12 protein-coding genes are annotated in these 15,752 nt (G+C 64.2%); 11 read left to right on the top strand and 1 reads right to left on the bottom strand.

Translation table 11 applies throughout. From position 1 onward, the window contains the following. Positions 1-48: 48 nt before the first annotated feature. The 3 genes from QCE49_RS22010 (at position 49) to QCE49_RS22020 (ending at position 4,706) form a co-directional block, all read left to right on the top strand. Positions 49-990, top strand: a complete 942-nt coding sequence (locus QCE49_RS22010) for a LysR family transcriptional regulator (protein ID WP_008348104.1) — start codon at positions 49-51, stop codon at positions 988-990. Beyond that, positions 987-2,426, top strand: a complete 1,440-nt coding sequence (locus QCE49_RS22015; RefSeq protein ID WP_175980896.1) for an aldehyde dehydrogenase family protein — start codon at positions 987-989, stop codon at positions 2,424-2,426. The genes QCE49_RS22010 and QCE49_RS22015 overlap by 4 nt, the downstream gene beginning before the upstream one ends. Positions 2,427-2,873: 447 nt before the next feature. Beyond that, entirely contained in the window at positions 2,874-4,706 is a 1,833-nt protein-coding gene (locus tag QCE49_RS22020; protein ID WP_250440972.1) for an ATP-binding protein, read from the top strand. A gap of 119 nt (positions 4,707-4,825) precedes the next feature. Here the strand turns inward: QCE49_RS22020 and QCE49_RS22025 are convergent, their stop codons facing one another. After that, a complete protein-coding gene (locus QCE49_RS22025) occupies positions 4,826-5,995 on the bottom strand; it encodes a zinc-dependent alcohol dehydrogenase (RefSeq protein WP_175980901.1) in 1,170 nt (389 codons plus the stop codon). 734 nt (positions 5,996-6,729) lie between these two features. On the opposite strand from QCE49_RS22025, the gene QCE49_RS22030 reads away from it, so the two are divergent. The 8 genes from QCE49_RS22030 (at position 6,730) to oxlT (ending at position 15,748) form a co-directional block, all read left to right on the top strand. Continuing rightward, positions 6,730-7,878, top strand: coding sequence for a glutathione-independent formaldehyde dehydrogenase (locus QCE49_RS22030; protein WP_250457416.1), 1,149 nt, complete (start codon positions 6,730-6,732; stop codon positions 7,876-7,878). 167 nt (positions 7,879-8,045) lie between these two features. Next, the gene (locus QCE49_RS22035; RefSeq protein WP_250457415.1) at positions 8,046-8,807 is read left to right on the top strand and encodes a hypothetical protein; all 762 of its coding nucleotides are present in this window, start codon (positions 8,046-8,048) and stop codon (positions 8,805-8,807) included. Between the two features lie 11 nt (positions 8,808-8,818). Further along, positions 8,819-9,991 carry a zinc-dependent alcohol dehydrogenase gene (locus QCE49_RS22040; protein ID WP_034470938.1) on the top strand — a complete coding sequence of 391 codons (1,173 nt, stop codon included), beginning with the start codon at positions 8,819-8,821 and terminating at the stop codon, positions 9,989-9,991. A 43-nt stretch (positions 9,992-10,034) separates the two neighbouring features. Next, the gene (locus QCE49_RS22045; protein WP_250457414.1) at positions 10,035-11,165 is read left to right on the top strand and encodes an SMP-30/gluconolactonase/LRE family protein; all 1,131 of its coding nucleotides are present in this window, start codon (positions 10,035-10,037) and stop codon (positions 11,163-11,165) included. Between the two features lie 105 nt (positions 11,166-11,270). Next, the gene (locus QCE49_RS22050; RefSeq protein WP_250457413.1) at positions 11,271-11,726 is read left to right on the top strand and encodes a RidA family protein; all 456 of its coding nucleotides are present in this window, start codon (positions 11,271-11,273) and stop codon (positions 11,724-11,726) included. Positions 11,727-11,853: 127 nt separating this feature from the next. After that, on the top strand, positions 11,854-12,612 hold the full coding sequence (locus QCE49_RS22055) for a GntR family transcriptional regulator (protein ID WP_250457430.1): 759 nt from the start codon (positions 11,854-11,856) through the stop codon (positions 12,610-12,612). 134 nt (positions 12,613-12,746) lie between these two features. Beyond that, positions 12,747-14,366 carry a gamma-glutamyltransferase family protein gene (locus tag QCE49_RS22060; protein WP_250436545.1) on the top strand — a complete coding sequence of 540 codons (1,620 nt, stop codon included), beginning with the start codon at positions 12,747-12,749 and terminating at the stop codon, positions 14,364-14,366. 101 nt (positions 14,367-14,467) lie between these two features. Beyond that, positions 14,468-15,748, top strand: coding sequence for an oxalate/formate MFS antiporter (oxlT, locus tag QCE49_RS22065; RefSeq protein WP_250457412.1), 1,281 nt, complete (start codon positions 14,468-14,470; stop codon positions 15,746-15,748). Positions 15,749-15,752: the final 4 nt, after the last annotated feature.

A 15,752-nucleotide genomic window follows, 5' to 3' on the forward strand; every position in this document is an offset into this window, starting at 1 on the left:
CTGATAACGGTGCGGTCGCCTATTAGCATCGCTGATACCCCACGGAACATGGACCTCAAGCAAATCCAGTACTTCATCGCGCTGTTCGAGGACGGCTCGGTCACGCGCGCGGCCAAGCGTCTCAACATCGTGCAGCCCGCGCTCAGCATGCAGATCGCGAAGCTCGAGGACGAATTGCATCAGCAGCTTTTCGAGCGCGGCGCGCACGGCATGGCGCCGACCGCCGCGGGACGGCTGATGTACCGCCTGTTCTTGCCGATCATGCGGGACCTGGCCCACGCGCGGCAGCAACTCGTGCAGCGCGACGAAGTGGTCACGGGACATGTCGGCATAGGGTTGATCGCATCGGTGACGGAGAGCGTGCTCGCGGATTCGCTGTCGCGCTTTCACGCGCGTTACCCGGATGTCGAAGTCACCGTCGCCGATGGCTACAGCGCCACCTTCATCGACTGGGTCGCGGGCGGCCAGCTCGATGCCGCCATCATCAACAAGCCGCGCGCGCGTCTTTCGCTCGACTCGCGCCCGCTGCTCGACGAAGAGATGGTGCTCGCCACCAGTGCGACGCATGGACCGGATCTGCCGCACGCGATCGAACTCGCGCAACTGCCGGAACTGGAACTCGTGCTGCCGACCAAGCGCCACGGTCTGCGCGGCGTGCTCGACAGCGCCGCGCAGCACGAAGACATCCTGCTTGCGCCGCGCTTCGAGATCGACGTGCTGTCGACCATTCTCAAGCTCGTCGAAAATACGCGCTTCGCGACGATCCTGCCGCGCATCGTCGTCGAGCGGGCCGCGCGGCACGGCACGTTGCGCGCATGTCCGATTCTCGCGCCGCGAATCGTGCGACACATTCTCTGCGTGAGCCATCCGCGCCGCCCGTTGAGCGCGGCGGCCGAAGCGCTCATCGCGATCATCGGCGACGAGTTGCATCGGGCGTCGAACTTTTCGGGTGACGAACCCTCCCCCTTAATCAAGGAAAGCTCCGCATGAACGCACGACACTGGATCGCCGGCGAATGGACCGGCACGCCGACGCTCGACAGCATCGACCCCGCGACGGGGGAAGCCATCGGCCAATATGCCGACGGCGGCGCGCACGAAGCCGACGCAGCCATCGCCGCCGCGCGACATGTGTTCGATCGCACGACGTGGGCGCAGGACGCGCGTTTGCGTCAGGACGTGCTGCTGGCGTGGGCCGCGGCGCTGGACCACGAGCGCGAGTCGCTCGCGACGCTGCTCACGCGCGAGAACGGCAAGACGATCGCGCAGTCGCGTGGCGAGATCGCGGGCGCCATCTCGGAGGTGCGCTATTACGCGGGTCTTGCGCGCCATATCGCCGGGCATGTGCTGGAGCCTGAGCCCGGCACGATATCGACGATGCTGCGCGAAGCGGCCGGCGTCGTCGCGATCATCGTGCCGTGGAACGCGCCCGCCGTGTTGCTCGTGCGCTCGCTCGCGCCCGCGCTGGCGGCCGGTTGCACGGCGATCGTCAAGCCCGCCGCCCAGACTTCGCTCGTGACGGCCGCGATGATGCGCTGCTTCGAGCTCACCGCGTTGCCCAAGGGCGCCGTGAATCTCGTCAACGAGCGCGGATATGCGGCGAGCGAGCGGCTCGCGGATTCACACGGCGTCGATGTCCTCAGCTTTACGGGATCGACCGCGACGGGCAAGAAGATCATGGTCGCGGCGGCGGACAGCATCAAGAAGCTGTCGCTCGAACTCGGCGGCAAGTCGTGCTGCGTCGTGTTCGGCGATGCGGATATCGACGCCATCGCGCCGCGTCTCGCGCGGGCCGCGACGATCATCTCGGGTCAGCAATGCACCGCGGCGCGCCGCGTGCTGGTTCATGCGTCGCGGGCGGCGGACATGCGCGAGAAGCTCGCGTCGGCGCTCGCGTCGCTGAAGGTGGGGCCGGGCATCGATCCGGCGACGGATATCGGCGCGCTCATCGACGCCGCCACGCGCGATTCCGTCGAGCACACGATCGAACGTGCGTGCGCGACTGCCGATCGCGTGCTGCTGCGCGGTGCTCCATCGGGACATGCGTTTCTGTCGCCGACGCTCGTCGAGCATGCCGACCCCAAGGCGTTCTTCTGTCAGGACGAGATATTCGGTCCGTTCGTCACGCTGGAGGTGTTCGAGAACGAGCAGGAAGCGATTCTGAAAGCCAACGATACGGTTTTCGGCCTCTCCGCGAGCGTGTGGACGAACGATGGTCCGCGCGCGTTTCGCATGGCGCGGGCGCTGCGCAACGGGACGGTGTGGATCAACGATCACAACAAGCTATTCGCCGAGGCGGAAACCGGCGGCTATCGTCAAAGCGGGCTGGGACGGCTTCATGGCTATGATGCCCTTGCGGATTTCACCGAGCTCAAGCATATCTGCATGCCAGCCGGCGTCGCGGACGGGATCGCGCCGCTGCGGTGATGGCGGGTGGCGGGCCGGCTTCGTCGTGCCGAGCCAAGGCACCAAAAAGAAAGGCAAGAGTCATCCTGTGTAATCCCGATATAAGAAAGTTTTATCCGAGCCATCACGCGATGCTATTAGAACCGGTGGACCTTTCTGCCTAGAATTCAGGTCTCTCAGGTTCGTCGGAATCTCGCTTCTTTGACGGACTTTCAAGCGCCGCCCCCGTAATGGAGTCGGCGCTTTTTTGTTGGCGACTCGGACCCGACTCGCTGACCGAGCGAGGGGCACCGAGTTCCGCCGGCAGCGGATTCCAACGCTCTGCAAGTCGCGAGAAGATAGGAACAAAGACTGCACAGTGGACAGGATAACAACCAGCCCAATAGAGTCACGACCATGATCGTACGCATCGCCCAATATCCACCGAAACAGCGCCTGGTCTTCGGTATTGCAGCTACCGCCGTTATCGTGACAGCTCAGCAGGCGCTGACGATGGTTGCCCACGGACGGCTGACATTCCTCTTCTTCAGCGCGACGCTTCCGTTGATCACGGTGCTGTTCGGCGCGTGGTCGGGATCGCTGCTTCTCGTGAGCGGCATGGCCTTCGGCGCGCTCTGGATGCCGCCCGTCGGCAGTCTGGCCGTTCTGCAACACGACGACCGCATCGTGCTGGTGGCATACGCGTTGGTCGGGGCATTTCTGGTGGCGGCCGGGCAGCAACTCGCCAAGGTGGCGCGGCGTGCAGGAAGCGCCGAAGCCGCTACGCAGGAGGCCACGGATCGCCTTCTGCAGGTCGAGCGCCAGGCGCGACACCGGTTCGACGTGGCCCTGGACAGCGCAGGCGTGCCGTTCGTCATCCTGACCCCGGTCGTTCGCGAGGGCCGCATCGCCGAGTTTCGATGGGACTATCTGAACAAGGCGGCCGCCCAGCTTTTCAATCAGAACGCCGCAGTCGTGATCGGCAGTTCCACGGCATATGTGCGTCCGGCCGGGTGGGAGGCGAACATGCTGCTCGAGCGGCTCACACCGCTCGCCCAGCGCCCGGGAAGAGAGGCCTTCGACATACGCGTATCGGGTGAAAACGGCGAGCAGTGGTTTCACGTCGTCGCGGCGTCTCTGGACGGTTCGGTCGTGGCGTGGTTCGGAGACGTGACGCCACGCGTGCGGGCCGAACAGGCCCTTTCGGAGGCTGACCGCCGCAAGGACGAGTTTCTCGCGACGCTCGCACATGAATTGCGTAATCCGCTGGCGCCGATCCGACACGTCGCGGAGATACTCGAACAGCCGAACTTGACGGAAGAGCGCAGGATCTGGTGCATCAGCGTGCTGCGCCGGCAGTCGGCCGCGATGGCGCTTCTGCTCGACGACTTGCTGGACGTGTCGCGCATCACGCGCGGCGCGCTCAAGCTGCGCAAAGAGGCCGTGGCGATGCGCGAAGTCGTCGACGAAGCGGTCGAAATCGCGAGACCGATCCTCGCAGGCAAGGGGCACGAGCTCGTCATCAAGCCGCCCGTCAGACCATTGCATATCGAGGCGGACCGGCTCCGGCTCGCGCAAGTGCTGGCCAACCTGCTGATGAACGCGGCGAAGTACACGCCACCGGGCGGGCGCATCGAACTCGCGGCGACGGCTGACGACGCCGAGATCGTCCTGTCGGTCACGGACAACGGTATCGGCATCGAGCCGGACAAACTGTCGGCGATCTTCGCGATGTTTTCGCAGGTCAATCGCGATCAGCATCGGCAGGGCGGTCTTGGCATCGGACTCGCGCTGTCCAAATCGCTCATCGAGCTGCATGGAGGCCGACTCACCGCGTCGAGTGGCGGAAAGGATCGGGGGAGCTGCTTTGCCATTCATCTGCCCGCGACGTCGCGCGTGTTGCCTATGCCGGCGCCAACACGCGCTGCGCTTGCCGTTCACGCGTCGGCCCCGAAGCGCCGAATCCTGGTCGTCGACGACAACGTCGATGCAGCGGACGCAATGACGGCGTTTCTGGAGATGCAGGGACACGATGTACGAACAGTCTATTCCGGCGAAGAGGCGATCGAACTCCTCGGCGAATACAACCCGAACGTGATCTTGCTCGACCTCGGCTTGCCGGGCATGAGCGGGCTCGACGTCGCGCGCCGCATACGGGCAACGCCCTCGACGCACGACGTGACGCTCATTGCCGTCACCGGCTGGGGTCAGCAACAGGACCGGGCGCGCACAACAGACGCCGGATTCGATTTTCACTTCACGAAGCCGGTCGATATCGCGCAACTGACTCAAGCCGTCGACAGTGCGGTCGCCGCGCCATAGAAGAAGGCGGCTTGCGGCAGTGACATTCGCGGTGCTTCCGTCCATGATCGTGCGACCGTTTCAACGGTCACGGCGGAACCTCCGCACCAGCGGATTCAGGCAAGCCGCCGTCTTCCCGACTAAGGCTTCAGCACGACCTTGATGCAGCCATCTTCCTTGTCGCGGAATGTCTTGTACATCTCGGGTCCTTGATCGAGCGGCACCGTGTGCGTGATGACGAACGACGGATCAATCTGCCCTTCCTGAATGCGCCGCAACAGGTCGTCCGTCCAGCGGTTCACATGGGTTTGGCCCATGCGCCATGTCAGCCCCTTGTTCATGGAAGCGCCGAACGGAATCTTGTCGATGAGACCGCCGTACACGCCTGGAACCGACAGCGTGCCCGCCGGACGGCAGACGTAGATCATCTCCCGCAATACGTGCGGCCGGTCCGTTTCCAACATCACGGCCTGCTTGGCCCGGTCGTACAGGGAATCGAATGAGCGGGTCGCATGCGACTCCATGCCGACCGCGTCGATGCACTTCTCGGGGCCCTTGCCTTGTGTGAGATCGGCCAAGCGCTCGAGGACGCTCTCTTCTTCGAAGTTGATGACCGTGGCCCCGCCCGCACGCGCCATGGCGAGACGCTCGGGCACCCGGTCGATTGCAATCACCTGCTTCGCGCCGAGCAGAACGGCGCTGCGAATCGTCATTTGGCCGACGGGCCCTGCGCCCCAGATCGCAACGGTGTCTGTCGGCTCGATGTCGCACTGAGCCGCCGCCTGCCAGCCGGTCGGAAAGATGTCGCCGAGGAAGAGCACCTGCTCGTCGGTGAGGCCGTCGGGAATCTTCACGTGCGTTCTGTCCGCATACGGTACGCGCACGTATTCGGCCTGACCGCCCGGATAGCCGCCTGTGAGATGCGTATAGCCGAACAAGCCCGCAGTCGTGTGGCCGAACACCTTGTTCGCGACGTCCTGGTTCCGATTGCTCCGCTCACAGACGGAAAAGTTGCCGCGCTTGCACTGTTCGCATTCGCCGCAGATGATCGTGAAGGGAACGACGACCCGATCGCCGATCTTCAGCGTGCTATTCGCGTTGCCGACTTCCACCACCTCGCCCATGAATTCGTGGCCCATGATGTCGCCGGATTCCATGCCGGGCATGAACCCATCGAACAGATGCAAGTCCGAGCCGCAGATGGCACATGTCGTTACCTTAATGATCGCATCGCGGGGATGTTCTATGACCGGGTCCGGAACCGACTCGCACCGGATGTCCTTCTTGCCTTCCCAGATGAGCGCTCTCATCGCTAGCCTCCATTGTGAGTGAGCGGTTGTATCGCGCGGCATCCTCTTCGCTTCACAGCAACGCGGCAACCGCCACGCAAACAGCATTCGACGTTCCGTTCAACGCATGCTGTCTTGCCCGCATCGTTGGTTGTCCATCGGGCCATCGACGCCGGCCGGGAATCGGGAGTCGCTGGTCCTGCATCGGTGTCCATGTCAATGAGTGTCCTTATGCGCTGCCGTGTCCGATCTGCGGGCGCGCCGAGCTTTTTTGTCATGGACAATCGCTTCGATAAGCGCCCGGCGATGCAGGTTAAGCCCGCGAGTCAACTGACCGAATAGCGACCCTTCCGGTTCTCGAACCAGGCCGCTCTTGCAAGATCTGCAGCCCGGTGCAAGTTCTCCGCGACTACGCGATTACACGTCACCCCCACGCATCGATTAGATAGCCGTATCAATCGCACTGGATCTCGATGCTCATCCGCGAGTCGCCTCTGTCGACCCGAATCGGGCACGCGGATAGCTGCCCTTACATCGCGCACCGTCACCAAGAATCCGGAAGCGCATGGCACTCACTATTTAGGATGGCGATAGATTGTCCGGCTTCAACCAGCAATAGCAGACGCTGTCTGCAAAGTGCCGGTCTGCATGAGAGAGGGACGTACCGCAGGTGGGTCTGCGGGTTTGTCGACGCCGACAGCCGCCGAAGGTTTCGCGGCTCAGGCTCTTCGCAGTTGAACTCTCGGGAGAAACATATGAAAGCCGTTGTGTATCGCGGTCCTCGTGAAGTTACGGTCGAGAATGTTCCGGATCCCAGGATCGAGCGTCCGACCGACGCCATCGTCAGAATCACCAGTACCAACATCTGCGGTTCCGATCTGCATATGTACGAGGGCCGAACCGACTTCGAGCAAGGCCGCATCTTCGGTCATGAAAATCTGGGCGTCGTTCAGGAGGTCGGGCCTGCCGTGGAGCGGATCAAGCCCGGCGACTGGGTGTGCCTGCCATTCAATGTAAGTTGTGGCCACTGCATGAACTGCGAGCGCGGCCTCACGGCGTTTTGCCTGAGCGCGAACCAGCCGGGAATCGCCGGCGGCGCATTCGGCTTTGCGGACATGGGTCCGTGGCCGGGCGGACAGGCCGAATATCTCCGGGTGCCTTGGGCCGACTTCATGTCCTTGAAGCTGCCGCCTGACGCCCAGCAGAAGCAGACCGACTACGTGATGTGCGCCGACATCTTCCCGACCGGCTGGCACGCGACCGAACTCGCCGGCATGAGGCCCGGCGACGCCGTGGTGATCTACGGCTCCGGCCCCGTCGGTCTGATGGCCGCGCACTCGGCGATGATCAAGGGCGCCCGCAGCGTCATGGTGGTCGATTGCCATCCCGACCGGCTCAAGCTCGCGGAGTCCATCGGCGCGATCGCGATCGATTATTCGAAGGAAGATCCGGTGCAGCGGGTCATGGATCTCACCCAAGGCATGGGCGCGGACGTGGGATGCGAATGCGTTGGCTACCAGTGCCACGATCCGGCTCCGCAACGCCACGAGAACCCCAATCTCACGATGAACAACCTCGTGTCGTCGGTCAAGTTCACCGGCGGGATCGGCGTGGTGGGCGTGTTCATTCCCGAGGATCCGGGCGCGCAGGACGAACTGGCGAAGAAAGGTCAGATCGCGTTCGACTGGGGCAAGTGCTGGTTCAAGGGGCAGCACATCGCCACGGGCCAGTGCAACGTCAAGGCATACAACCGGCAGTTGCGCGATCTGATACACGCGGGCCGCGCGAAGCCATCGTTCATCGTGTCGCATGAGTTGAAACTCGACCAGGCGCCTGACGCCTATCAGCACTTCGACGTGCGCGACCACGGCTGGACCAAGGTGGTCTTGCATCCGGGAGGCTAGCGAAGCGACGCAGCGATCGTGGTTGCATGAGCGCTCGGGCTCATCGCTCAATCATTGCCACGCGTGCAATGGGCTCGAGCGTCGCCAACATGTCTCGTCGATCCCGCTGCACGGTACGAACCGCGTAGCGGGCACCACGGCGATCAGTAACCTTTGGAGCATTTGTTATGGCAAGCAACATTCTTGCTATCCGGCCGCGCGAATCACTGAGGCGCGGCGGCCATTCTTCGGGCGTGTCGGCCGGAGAAGCCATGCAAGGCATTGGCTGGATCCCCGTCGCGCTCAGCGCGGCCTTGATCGTGTCCGGACTCGCCGGACGAAAGAAAGGCGCCGTGGCTCTCGCGCTCACTGCCTGCGCGGGCATGGCAGCGGCGAGTGCCGGGTACGGTGTCCCGCTCCATCGCGGACGGACAGACAACAAGGGGCGAAGTGGGATCGCCGGCGCGACGCCGGAGGTGGAGCGCGCAATCACCATCGGCAAGACTGCGGACGAGCTTCGTCGGCTCTGGCTTGCGCCCGGGACGCTCCCGCAACTCGTGGCAGGCTTCGCGACGTTGCACCCGGCGGGCGACGGCCGCATGCGCTGGGAAATAAGGACGCCGCTCGGTCGCGCCTACCAATGGGAATCGGAGATCGTCGACGGCCCCGGCGGAGGCGTCGGCTGGCGCTCGCTGCCTGGCGCCGCCATTCCGAACGAGGGATCCGTCCGCTTCGACGCCGCCCCGAACGACCGCGGCACCGTGGCGACGCTGCACGTCCGGTTCGACCCGCCCGGCGGCGCGCTCGGTGAAGGCCTGCTGCAACTTCTCGGGACCACGCCGCTGAATCTGGTCGCGGACAACGCGCTGCGGCGCTTCAAGAGCCTCGTCGAGACCGGCGAGATTCCCACCACTGAGCGGCAGCCCGCTGCTCGCGCAACCACGCGTTAAGGAGAGTGAGCATGCGAGCACTGTACTGGAACGGGGTAAACGACCTGCGCGTCGGGACTGTGAAAGACCCGGAGATCATCAATCCCCGCGACGCGATCCTGCGCGTCAGTCTGTCGACGACTTGCGGCTCGGATCTTCACTTCATCGACGGCTACATCCCGACGATGAAGTCGGGCGATGTCATCGGCCACGAGTTCATGGGCGTGATCGAGGAGATCGGCCCCGAGGTGAAGCGCCTCGCAAAGGGCGACCGCGTCGTGGTTCCTTCATTCATCGTTTGCGGGCAATGCTGGTATTGCCAGCACTCCCTCTACTCGTTGTGCGACAACACGCATCCCAAGCCCGAGCTACAGGCACCGCTTCTGGGCGGACATACGACCGCAGGCATCTACGGCTACACGCACGCGTTCGGCGGCTATGCGGGCGCGCACGCGCAATACGTGCGCGTACCGTTTGCCGACAACGACTGCTTCAAAGTCCCTGACGGCGTCGCGGACGATACGGCGCTGTTCCTCTCCGATGCGGCGCCGACCGGCTACATGGGCGCCGACTTCTGCAACATCCAGCCGGGCGACACGGTCGCGGTCTGGGGCTGCGGCGGCGTAGGGCTGATGGCGCAGCAAAGCGCGCGTCTGATGGGCGCGGAGCGCGTCATCGCGATCGACCGCTTTCCCGAGCGCTTGCAGATGGCGCGCGAGCACGCCGGCTCCGAGACGATCGACTATACGGCGGTCGACAGCGTCCTCGAAACGCTCATGGAGATGACCGGCGGGCGGGGCCCCGACGCGTGCATCGACGCGGTAGGAATGGAAGCGCACGGCACCGGGCCGCAATACGCGTATGACCGCGTCAAACAGGCGCTGCGTCTGGAGACGGACCGCGGCCAGGCGCTGCGCGAGGCCGTGATGGCCTGCCGCAAAGGCGGCACGCTGTCGGTGCTCGGCGTCTACGGGCTGATCGACAAGTTCCCGATGGGCGCCATCATGAACAAGGGCATGACGGTGCGCAGCGCGCAGCAGCACGGGCAAGCCTATATGGATCGGCTGCTCTCGCACGCTCAGAAAGGCGAGCTGAACCCTGCTTACCTCGCCACTCACCGCTTCTCGCTGGAGGACGGGCCACGCGGCTACGACATGTTCAAGCACAAGACCGACGGCTGCGTCCGCGCCGTGTTCGCGCCTTGAATTCGCCGCGCATCCCGAGTGCCGCCATGCAAAGGAAACGACCATGATCCGAATCGCAGCCGCGTCCGCCATCGTGGCGATGACGCTTCTCGCCAATGCATCCATCGCACAGCAGCACGCGGGGCCTACATCCGATACGCCACAACTGCAACCGGTCGCAAAATTCGAGCACCAGGTTACGGGCGTGACCGTTTCGAAGGATGGGCGCATCTTCGTCAATTTTCCGCGCTGGACAGAAGATGCGCCGGTCTCGGTTGCAGAAGTGACGCGCGACGGCCAGATCAAACCCTACCCGGACGACGAGTGGAATGCATGGCGCAACGAGAAGAAGAACCAGATGTCCGCCGGAGATCATTTCGTGTGCGTCCAGAGCGTCGTGACCGATGCACACGGCAATCTTTGGGTCGTCGATCCGGCCGCGCCAGCCACGGCATCGCTCGTGCCGGGCGGACCCAAGCTCGTCAAGATCGACCTCAAGGCGAACCAGGTCGCGCAGGTGATCCGCTTCGACGAGAGCGTCGCGCCCCAGGGAAGCTATCTGAACGATGTGCGGTTTTCGCCGGATGGTCACTATGCCTATCTGACCGATGCCGGGGCCAAGGGAGCGCTCGTGGTCGTGGATCTGCAGACCGGCAAGGCCAGGCGCGTGCTCGGCGGCCATCCGAGCACGCAGCCGGAAAAGGAAGTGGTCGTCAGGATCGACGGGCAGCCGCTACGCCGACCCGACGGACGCGGAGTCGAATTCGCCGCCGACAGCCTCGCGCTTTCGCGCGATGGCCGCACGCTCTACTGGAAAGCACTGACCGGTCGCACGCTCTATCGCATCGCGACAAACGCATTGCAGAACCCGCGTCTGTCGGAGAAGGACCTCGAAGCGCGCGTGGAGCGTGTCGCCGAGACGGAGCCGACCGACGGTCTTTGGATCGATGAGCGCGGGCGGCTTTATCTGAGCGCGATCGAGCAGGACGCAGTCAGAGTCCGTGACGGGGATCGCATCACGACCCTCGTGCAGGACAAGCGGCTGCGCTGGCCCGATACGTTCTCCGAGGGCCCCGACGGGACCCTCTACGTTACGAGTTCCCACATCCAGGACATGAGCTGGTTCAAGCCCGAGACAGGCCCGCGCCTCGAGACGCAGTTGTGGCGCATCGAGGGGATCGGAGCGAAGCAGTGACGCGCAGGACGGGCCGCCCTTCTGGAAATACAAATCGCGATCGCGATAGCCGAGGATATTGACCGGGTTACGCTAGTGTTTTGATCACATCACGGTGAGCCGAACATGAACGTATCCGAACGCCTTGCACAAGCGGGGATCGAACTGCCGGCGCCCATCGCGCCGCTCGGCTCCTATCGAACGGTGTCGATTGCGGGCAGTCAGGTCTATGTTTCCGGTCTCGGGCCTTTCGAAAACGGCAAGCCAATCGTCGGAATGGTCGGCGGCGACATGTCTGTCGAAACGGCGCGCCACGCGGCGCATCTGACGATGCTGATGATCCTGGCTTGCGTCGATCAAGCCTGCGGTCTGGACAACATCGAGCGATGCAGCCGGCTGACGGTCTACGTGCGCGCCGAACAGTCGTTCACGCAACATCCGCAAGTGGCCAACGGCGCCAGCGACCTCTTGCTGACATTGTTCGGACAAGAAAGGCTTCCCGCTCGAAGCGCGCTCGGCGTGCATACGTTGCCGATGGGCATCCCGGTCGAGATCGACAGCATCTTCGAATTGAAGCGATAAATCGCGCGGCAGCTTCGCTGGCGAACGCGCCATTTATTCACAAAGCGATTTTTGCCGTCCGGCAATTCTGGCGACGCGCAGCCCTTTGATAAGCTTCCCGTCCATGCACGCTACCCCGCTCACCGTTATGGCCGACGCAAGCCTTGCCAACGCGCAAGACGCCGCGCTGTCGCGCGCGGATCACGTTTATTACACGCTGCGCGAGGAAATCTTCGACATGCGGATCCTGCCCGGCGACCGGCTGACGGAAGGCGCCATTGCGGAACGCTTCGGCGTATCGCGTACGCCTGCACGCGAAGCGCTGCAACGCCTGCAAAGCGATGGCCTGATGCAAGGCTATGTGCGCGGCGGCTGGGAAGTGGTGCCCATCGACAACAAGCGTTTCGACGACCTCTACGAGATGCGTCAGATGATCGAGGTCTTCGCCGTGCGCAAGCTCTGCAATGGCGAAACGCCGCAAGCCGATCTTCACTTGCTGCTCGATGCGCTCGATCGCATCTGGCGCGTTGGCCGTGCGCGCCGGGTCGTCGATGGACGAAAGCTCGTCGAACTGGACGAATCGCTGCATCATGCGCTGGTAGCGGCCGCGGGCAACGATGAACTCACCGCGACGATGCAGCGCGTCACCGACCGTATCCGCGTGGTGCGCCGGCTCGATCTCGTGAAGGGCGATGGCATCGCGGAGACGTATGAAGAGCATGCCGCCATTCTCGATGCCATTCGTCGCGGCGACAGCGCATCGAGCGTCGAACTGATGTCGCGTCATATCAGCGGCAGCCAGGCAAGCGTGAGCGGCCTCACGATGCAGCGCCTGCTCGGCGCCCGCACCGAAGCGGGGCGTTCGAGCGTCGCGCACGCACCGGCGCGACCGCGGCGCACCATCTGACGGCATCGCCGCACTTCCTTCAAACATGCGGCAAACCACGCTGCAAGGCATAGCCAGCAAGGCTCCATAGGGTTTTCACGGACGCCTGGCACGGAACTCGCATTGACGATTTCGTTGTATACAAGGAAACGTCGATGTCTCTGGAAGTCTCTGCTGCACTCAATCCCACACGCGGCTCGCGCGGCATGGCCGTGGCGCCGCATGCGCTTGCATCGCAAAGTGCGCTCGCCGTCCTTCGCGAAGGCGGCAACGCCGTCGAAGCGATGATCGCGGCCGCCGCCACCGTCGCGGTGGTTTATCCGCACATGAACAGCATCGGCGGAGACGGCTTCTGGCTGATCTCGCGTCCGGGTCACGCGCCGATCGGCATCGAGGCGTGCGGTGCGGCAGCGATGCGCGCCGACATCGGCACGTATCGCGCGCTGGGCCTCGACGCCATTCCTGCACGCGGCCCGCTCGCGGCCAACACCGTCGCGGGCACCGTCTCCGGTTGGGACTTCGCGCAGCGCTTCTCGAAGAACACGCTCGGCGGACGCCTACCCGTTGCGCGTCTGCTGGAAGACGCGATTCATTATGCGAAGGCGGGCATTCCCGTCACGCGCAGTCAGTCCGACTGCATGGCGGGCAAGTGCGGCGAACTCGGAAACGTGCCGGGCTTCGCGCAAACCTTCATGCCCGATGCCCGCGTGCCGCGCACCGGCGAGCGCTTCGTCAACGCGCGTCTCGCCGCAACGCTGCAACAGCTCGCCGATGCCGGTCTCGACGACTTCTATCGCGGAGATCTGGCGCGCAGCATCGCGCACGACCTGTCGTCGCTGGAAACGCTCATCACCCTCGCCGATCTCGAACGGCACACGGCTCGCGAACGTACGCCGCTCGCGCTCACGCATACGCTGGGCACCGTCTACAACATGCCGCCGCCGACGCAAGGTCTCGTGTCGCTGCTGATTCTCGGCGTGCTGGACCGCGTGCTGACCGACGACATGAACCCGCTCGGCCCCGAGTTCGTCCATGCATGCGTCGAAGCGACGAAGCTCGCCTTCAAGGTGCGCGACGAACACGTGACCGATCCGGACCACATGCGCATCGATGCCGTCACGCAACTCGATCCCGCCGCGCTCGATGCGATGGCCCGGCAAGTGTCGATGTCGCGCGCCGCGCCCTGGGGCCGTGGCCGCGGTCCCGGCGATACGGTCTGGATGGGCGTCATCGATGGCGATGGCGTTGCCGTCAGCTTCATCCAGAGCATTTATCACGAGTTCGGCAGCGGCATCGTCCTGCCGCAGTCGGGCATCAACTGGCAGAACCGGGGTTGCAGCTTTTCGCTCGATCCGTCGTCGCTCAATCCGCTGATGCCGGGCCGCCGTCCGTTCCACACGCTCAATCCCGCGCTCGCCCGTTTCGCCGATGGCCGCACGATGGTCTACGGCAACATGGGCGGCGACGGCCAGCCGCAATCGCAGAGTGCGGTGTTCTCGCGCATCGCGCGATTCGGCTGGAATCCGCAGGCCGCGATCGATGCGCCGCGCTGGCTGCTTGGCCGCACGTGGGGCCAGTCGACCGACTCGCTCAAGCTGGAAGCGCGCTTTCCCGACGAGACCATCGACGCATTGCGCGCGCTCGGTCACGACGTCGAAGTGCTCGCCGCCTACGACGAAGCGATGGGGCACGCCGGCGCAATCGTTCGGTATCCCGATGGATTATTCGAAGCCGGTCACGATCCACGCAGCGACGGCTCAGCCGCCGGCTGGTAACGCTCAACACGCTCTTGCTTCGAAGTGATCCGGTTCCGCGCTCGTCGAACCGGAGGGCACGACTCATCCTTTTTTATCCGCACATCAACCGGGGAACGCCTATGAACACACGCATCCAGACACTGCACGACGATGCGGCCGCGCCCGCGATCGCCGCTCACAACCGCTGGCTGCAACTCGGTCTCGGCCTGCTTTGCATGATGTCGATTTCGAGCCCGCAATACGTGTGGACGCTGCTGACCAAACCGCTGTCGGCGAAGCTCGGCGTGCCGCTGCCCGAGTTGCAGGTCACGTTCTCGCTGCTCATCATCCTGCAGACGTTCTTCTCGCCGTTTCAGGGCAAGCTGATCGACCGCTTCGGTCCGCGCCTGCTGATTTCGCTCGGCACCGTCATGTCGGGCCTGAGTTGGGTGCTCTCGTCGATGGCCGCGAGCACATCGATGCTGTATCTCACCTACGGTCTCGTGGGCGGGCTCGGCACGGGCATCGTGTATGTCGGCGTGGTCGGGCTGATGGTGCGCTGGTTCCCCGACCGGCGCGGCTTCGCGGCGGGCGCGGTGGCCGCGGGCTACGGCATGGGCGCAATCGTGACGACGTTCCCGATCTCGGCATCGCTGGCGGCGCGCGGTCTCGATGCGACGCTGTGGATCTACGGCATCGCGTTCGCGGTCGTGGGCTTCGTCGCATCGCAAGGCTTGCGCGTGCCGCGTGACGAAGCGCCGGCGAAGGCATCGGCGGTGGCGGTATCGAACGTGCCGAATCTGCGTCCTTCGCAAATGATGAAGTCGCCGCTCTTCTGGCTCATGTTCGCCATGATGACGATGATGTCCACCTCGGGCCTCATGGTCACATCGCAGATGGCGACCTTCGCGGCGGACTTCGGCATCACGAAGGTCGTCGTGTTCGGCATGGCCGCGCTGCCGCTCGCGCTGACCATCGACCGCTTCACCAACGGACTCACGCGCCCGCTGTTCGGCTGGGTCTCCGACAAATTCGGCCGTGAAAACACGATGTTCTTCGCCTTCGCGCTCGAAGGCGTGGCGATGGCGCTGTGGCTCCTGACGCGTGACAACGCCGTCTTGTTCGTGCTGCTCTCGGGCGTCGTCTTCTTCGGTTGGGGCGAAATCTTCTCGCTCTTCCCGTCCACCTTGACGGATACCTTCGGCACGCGCCACGCCACCGAAAACTATGGCTGGCTGTATATCTCGCAGGGCATCGGTTCGATCTTCGGCGGTCCGCTCGCGGCGCTCTTGCATCAGCACGCGGAAAGCTGGGTGCCGGTGTTCAGCGTCGGGATCACGCTCGACATCGTGACGGCCGTGCTCGCGATGTTCGTGCTGAAGCCGATGCGGGCGAAGTTTCTCCAAAGAGCCGGCGCTTGAATGC

The sequence above is a fragment of the Caballeronia sp. LZ008 genome (assembly GCF_031451435.1).
Lineage (GTDB): Bacteria > Pseudomonadota > Gammaproteobacteria > Burkholderiales > Burkholderiaceae > Caballeronia > Caballeronia zhejiangensis.

Coding starts and splice junctions, on each gene's coding strand:
- QCE49_RS22045 (WP_250457414.1), top strand. CDS start 10,035: ATGATCCGAATCGCAGCCGCGTCCGCCATCGTGGCGATGACGCTTCTC.
- QCE49_RS22055 (WP_250457430.1), top strand. CDS start 11,854: ATGGCCGACGCAAGCCTTGCCAACGCGCAAGACGCCGCGCTGTCGCGC.
- oxlT (WP_250457412.1), top strand. CDS start 14,468: ATGAACACACGCATCCAGACACTGCACGACGATGCGGCCGCGCCCGCG.
- QCE49_RS22040 (WP_034470938.1), top strand. CDS start 8,819: ATGCGAGCACTGTACTGGAACGGGGTAAACGACCTGCGCGTCGGGACT.
- QCE49_RS22025 (WP_175980901.1), bottom strand. CDS start 5,995: ATGAGAGCGCTCATCTGGGAAGGCAAGAAGGACATCCGGTGCGAGTCG.
- QCE49_RS22015 (WP_175980896.1), top strand. CDS start 987: ATGAACGCACGACACTGGATCGCCGGCGAATGGACCGGCACGCCGACG.
- QCE49_RS22060 (WP_250436545.1), top strand. CDS start 12,747: ATGTCTCTGGAAGTCTCTGCTGCACTCAATCCCACACGCGGCTCGCGC.
- QCE49_RS22010 (WP_008348104.1), top strand. CDS start 49: ATGGACCTCAAGCAAATCCAGTACTTCATCGCGCTGTTCGAGGACGGC.
- QCE49_RS22030 (WP_250457416.1), top strand. CDS start 6,730: ATGAAAGCCGTTGTGTATCGCGGTCCTCGTGAAGTTACGGTCGAGAAT.
- QCE49_RS22050 (WP_250457413.1), top strand. CDS start 11,271: ATGAACGTATCCGAACGCCTTGCACAAGCGGGGATCGAACTGCCGGCG.
- QCE49_RS22035 (WP_250457415.1), top strand. CDS start 8,046: ATGGCAAGCAACATTCTTGCTATCCGGCCGCGCGAATCACTGAGGCGC.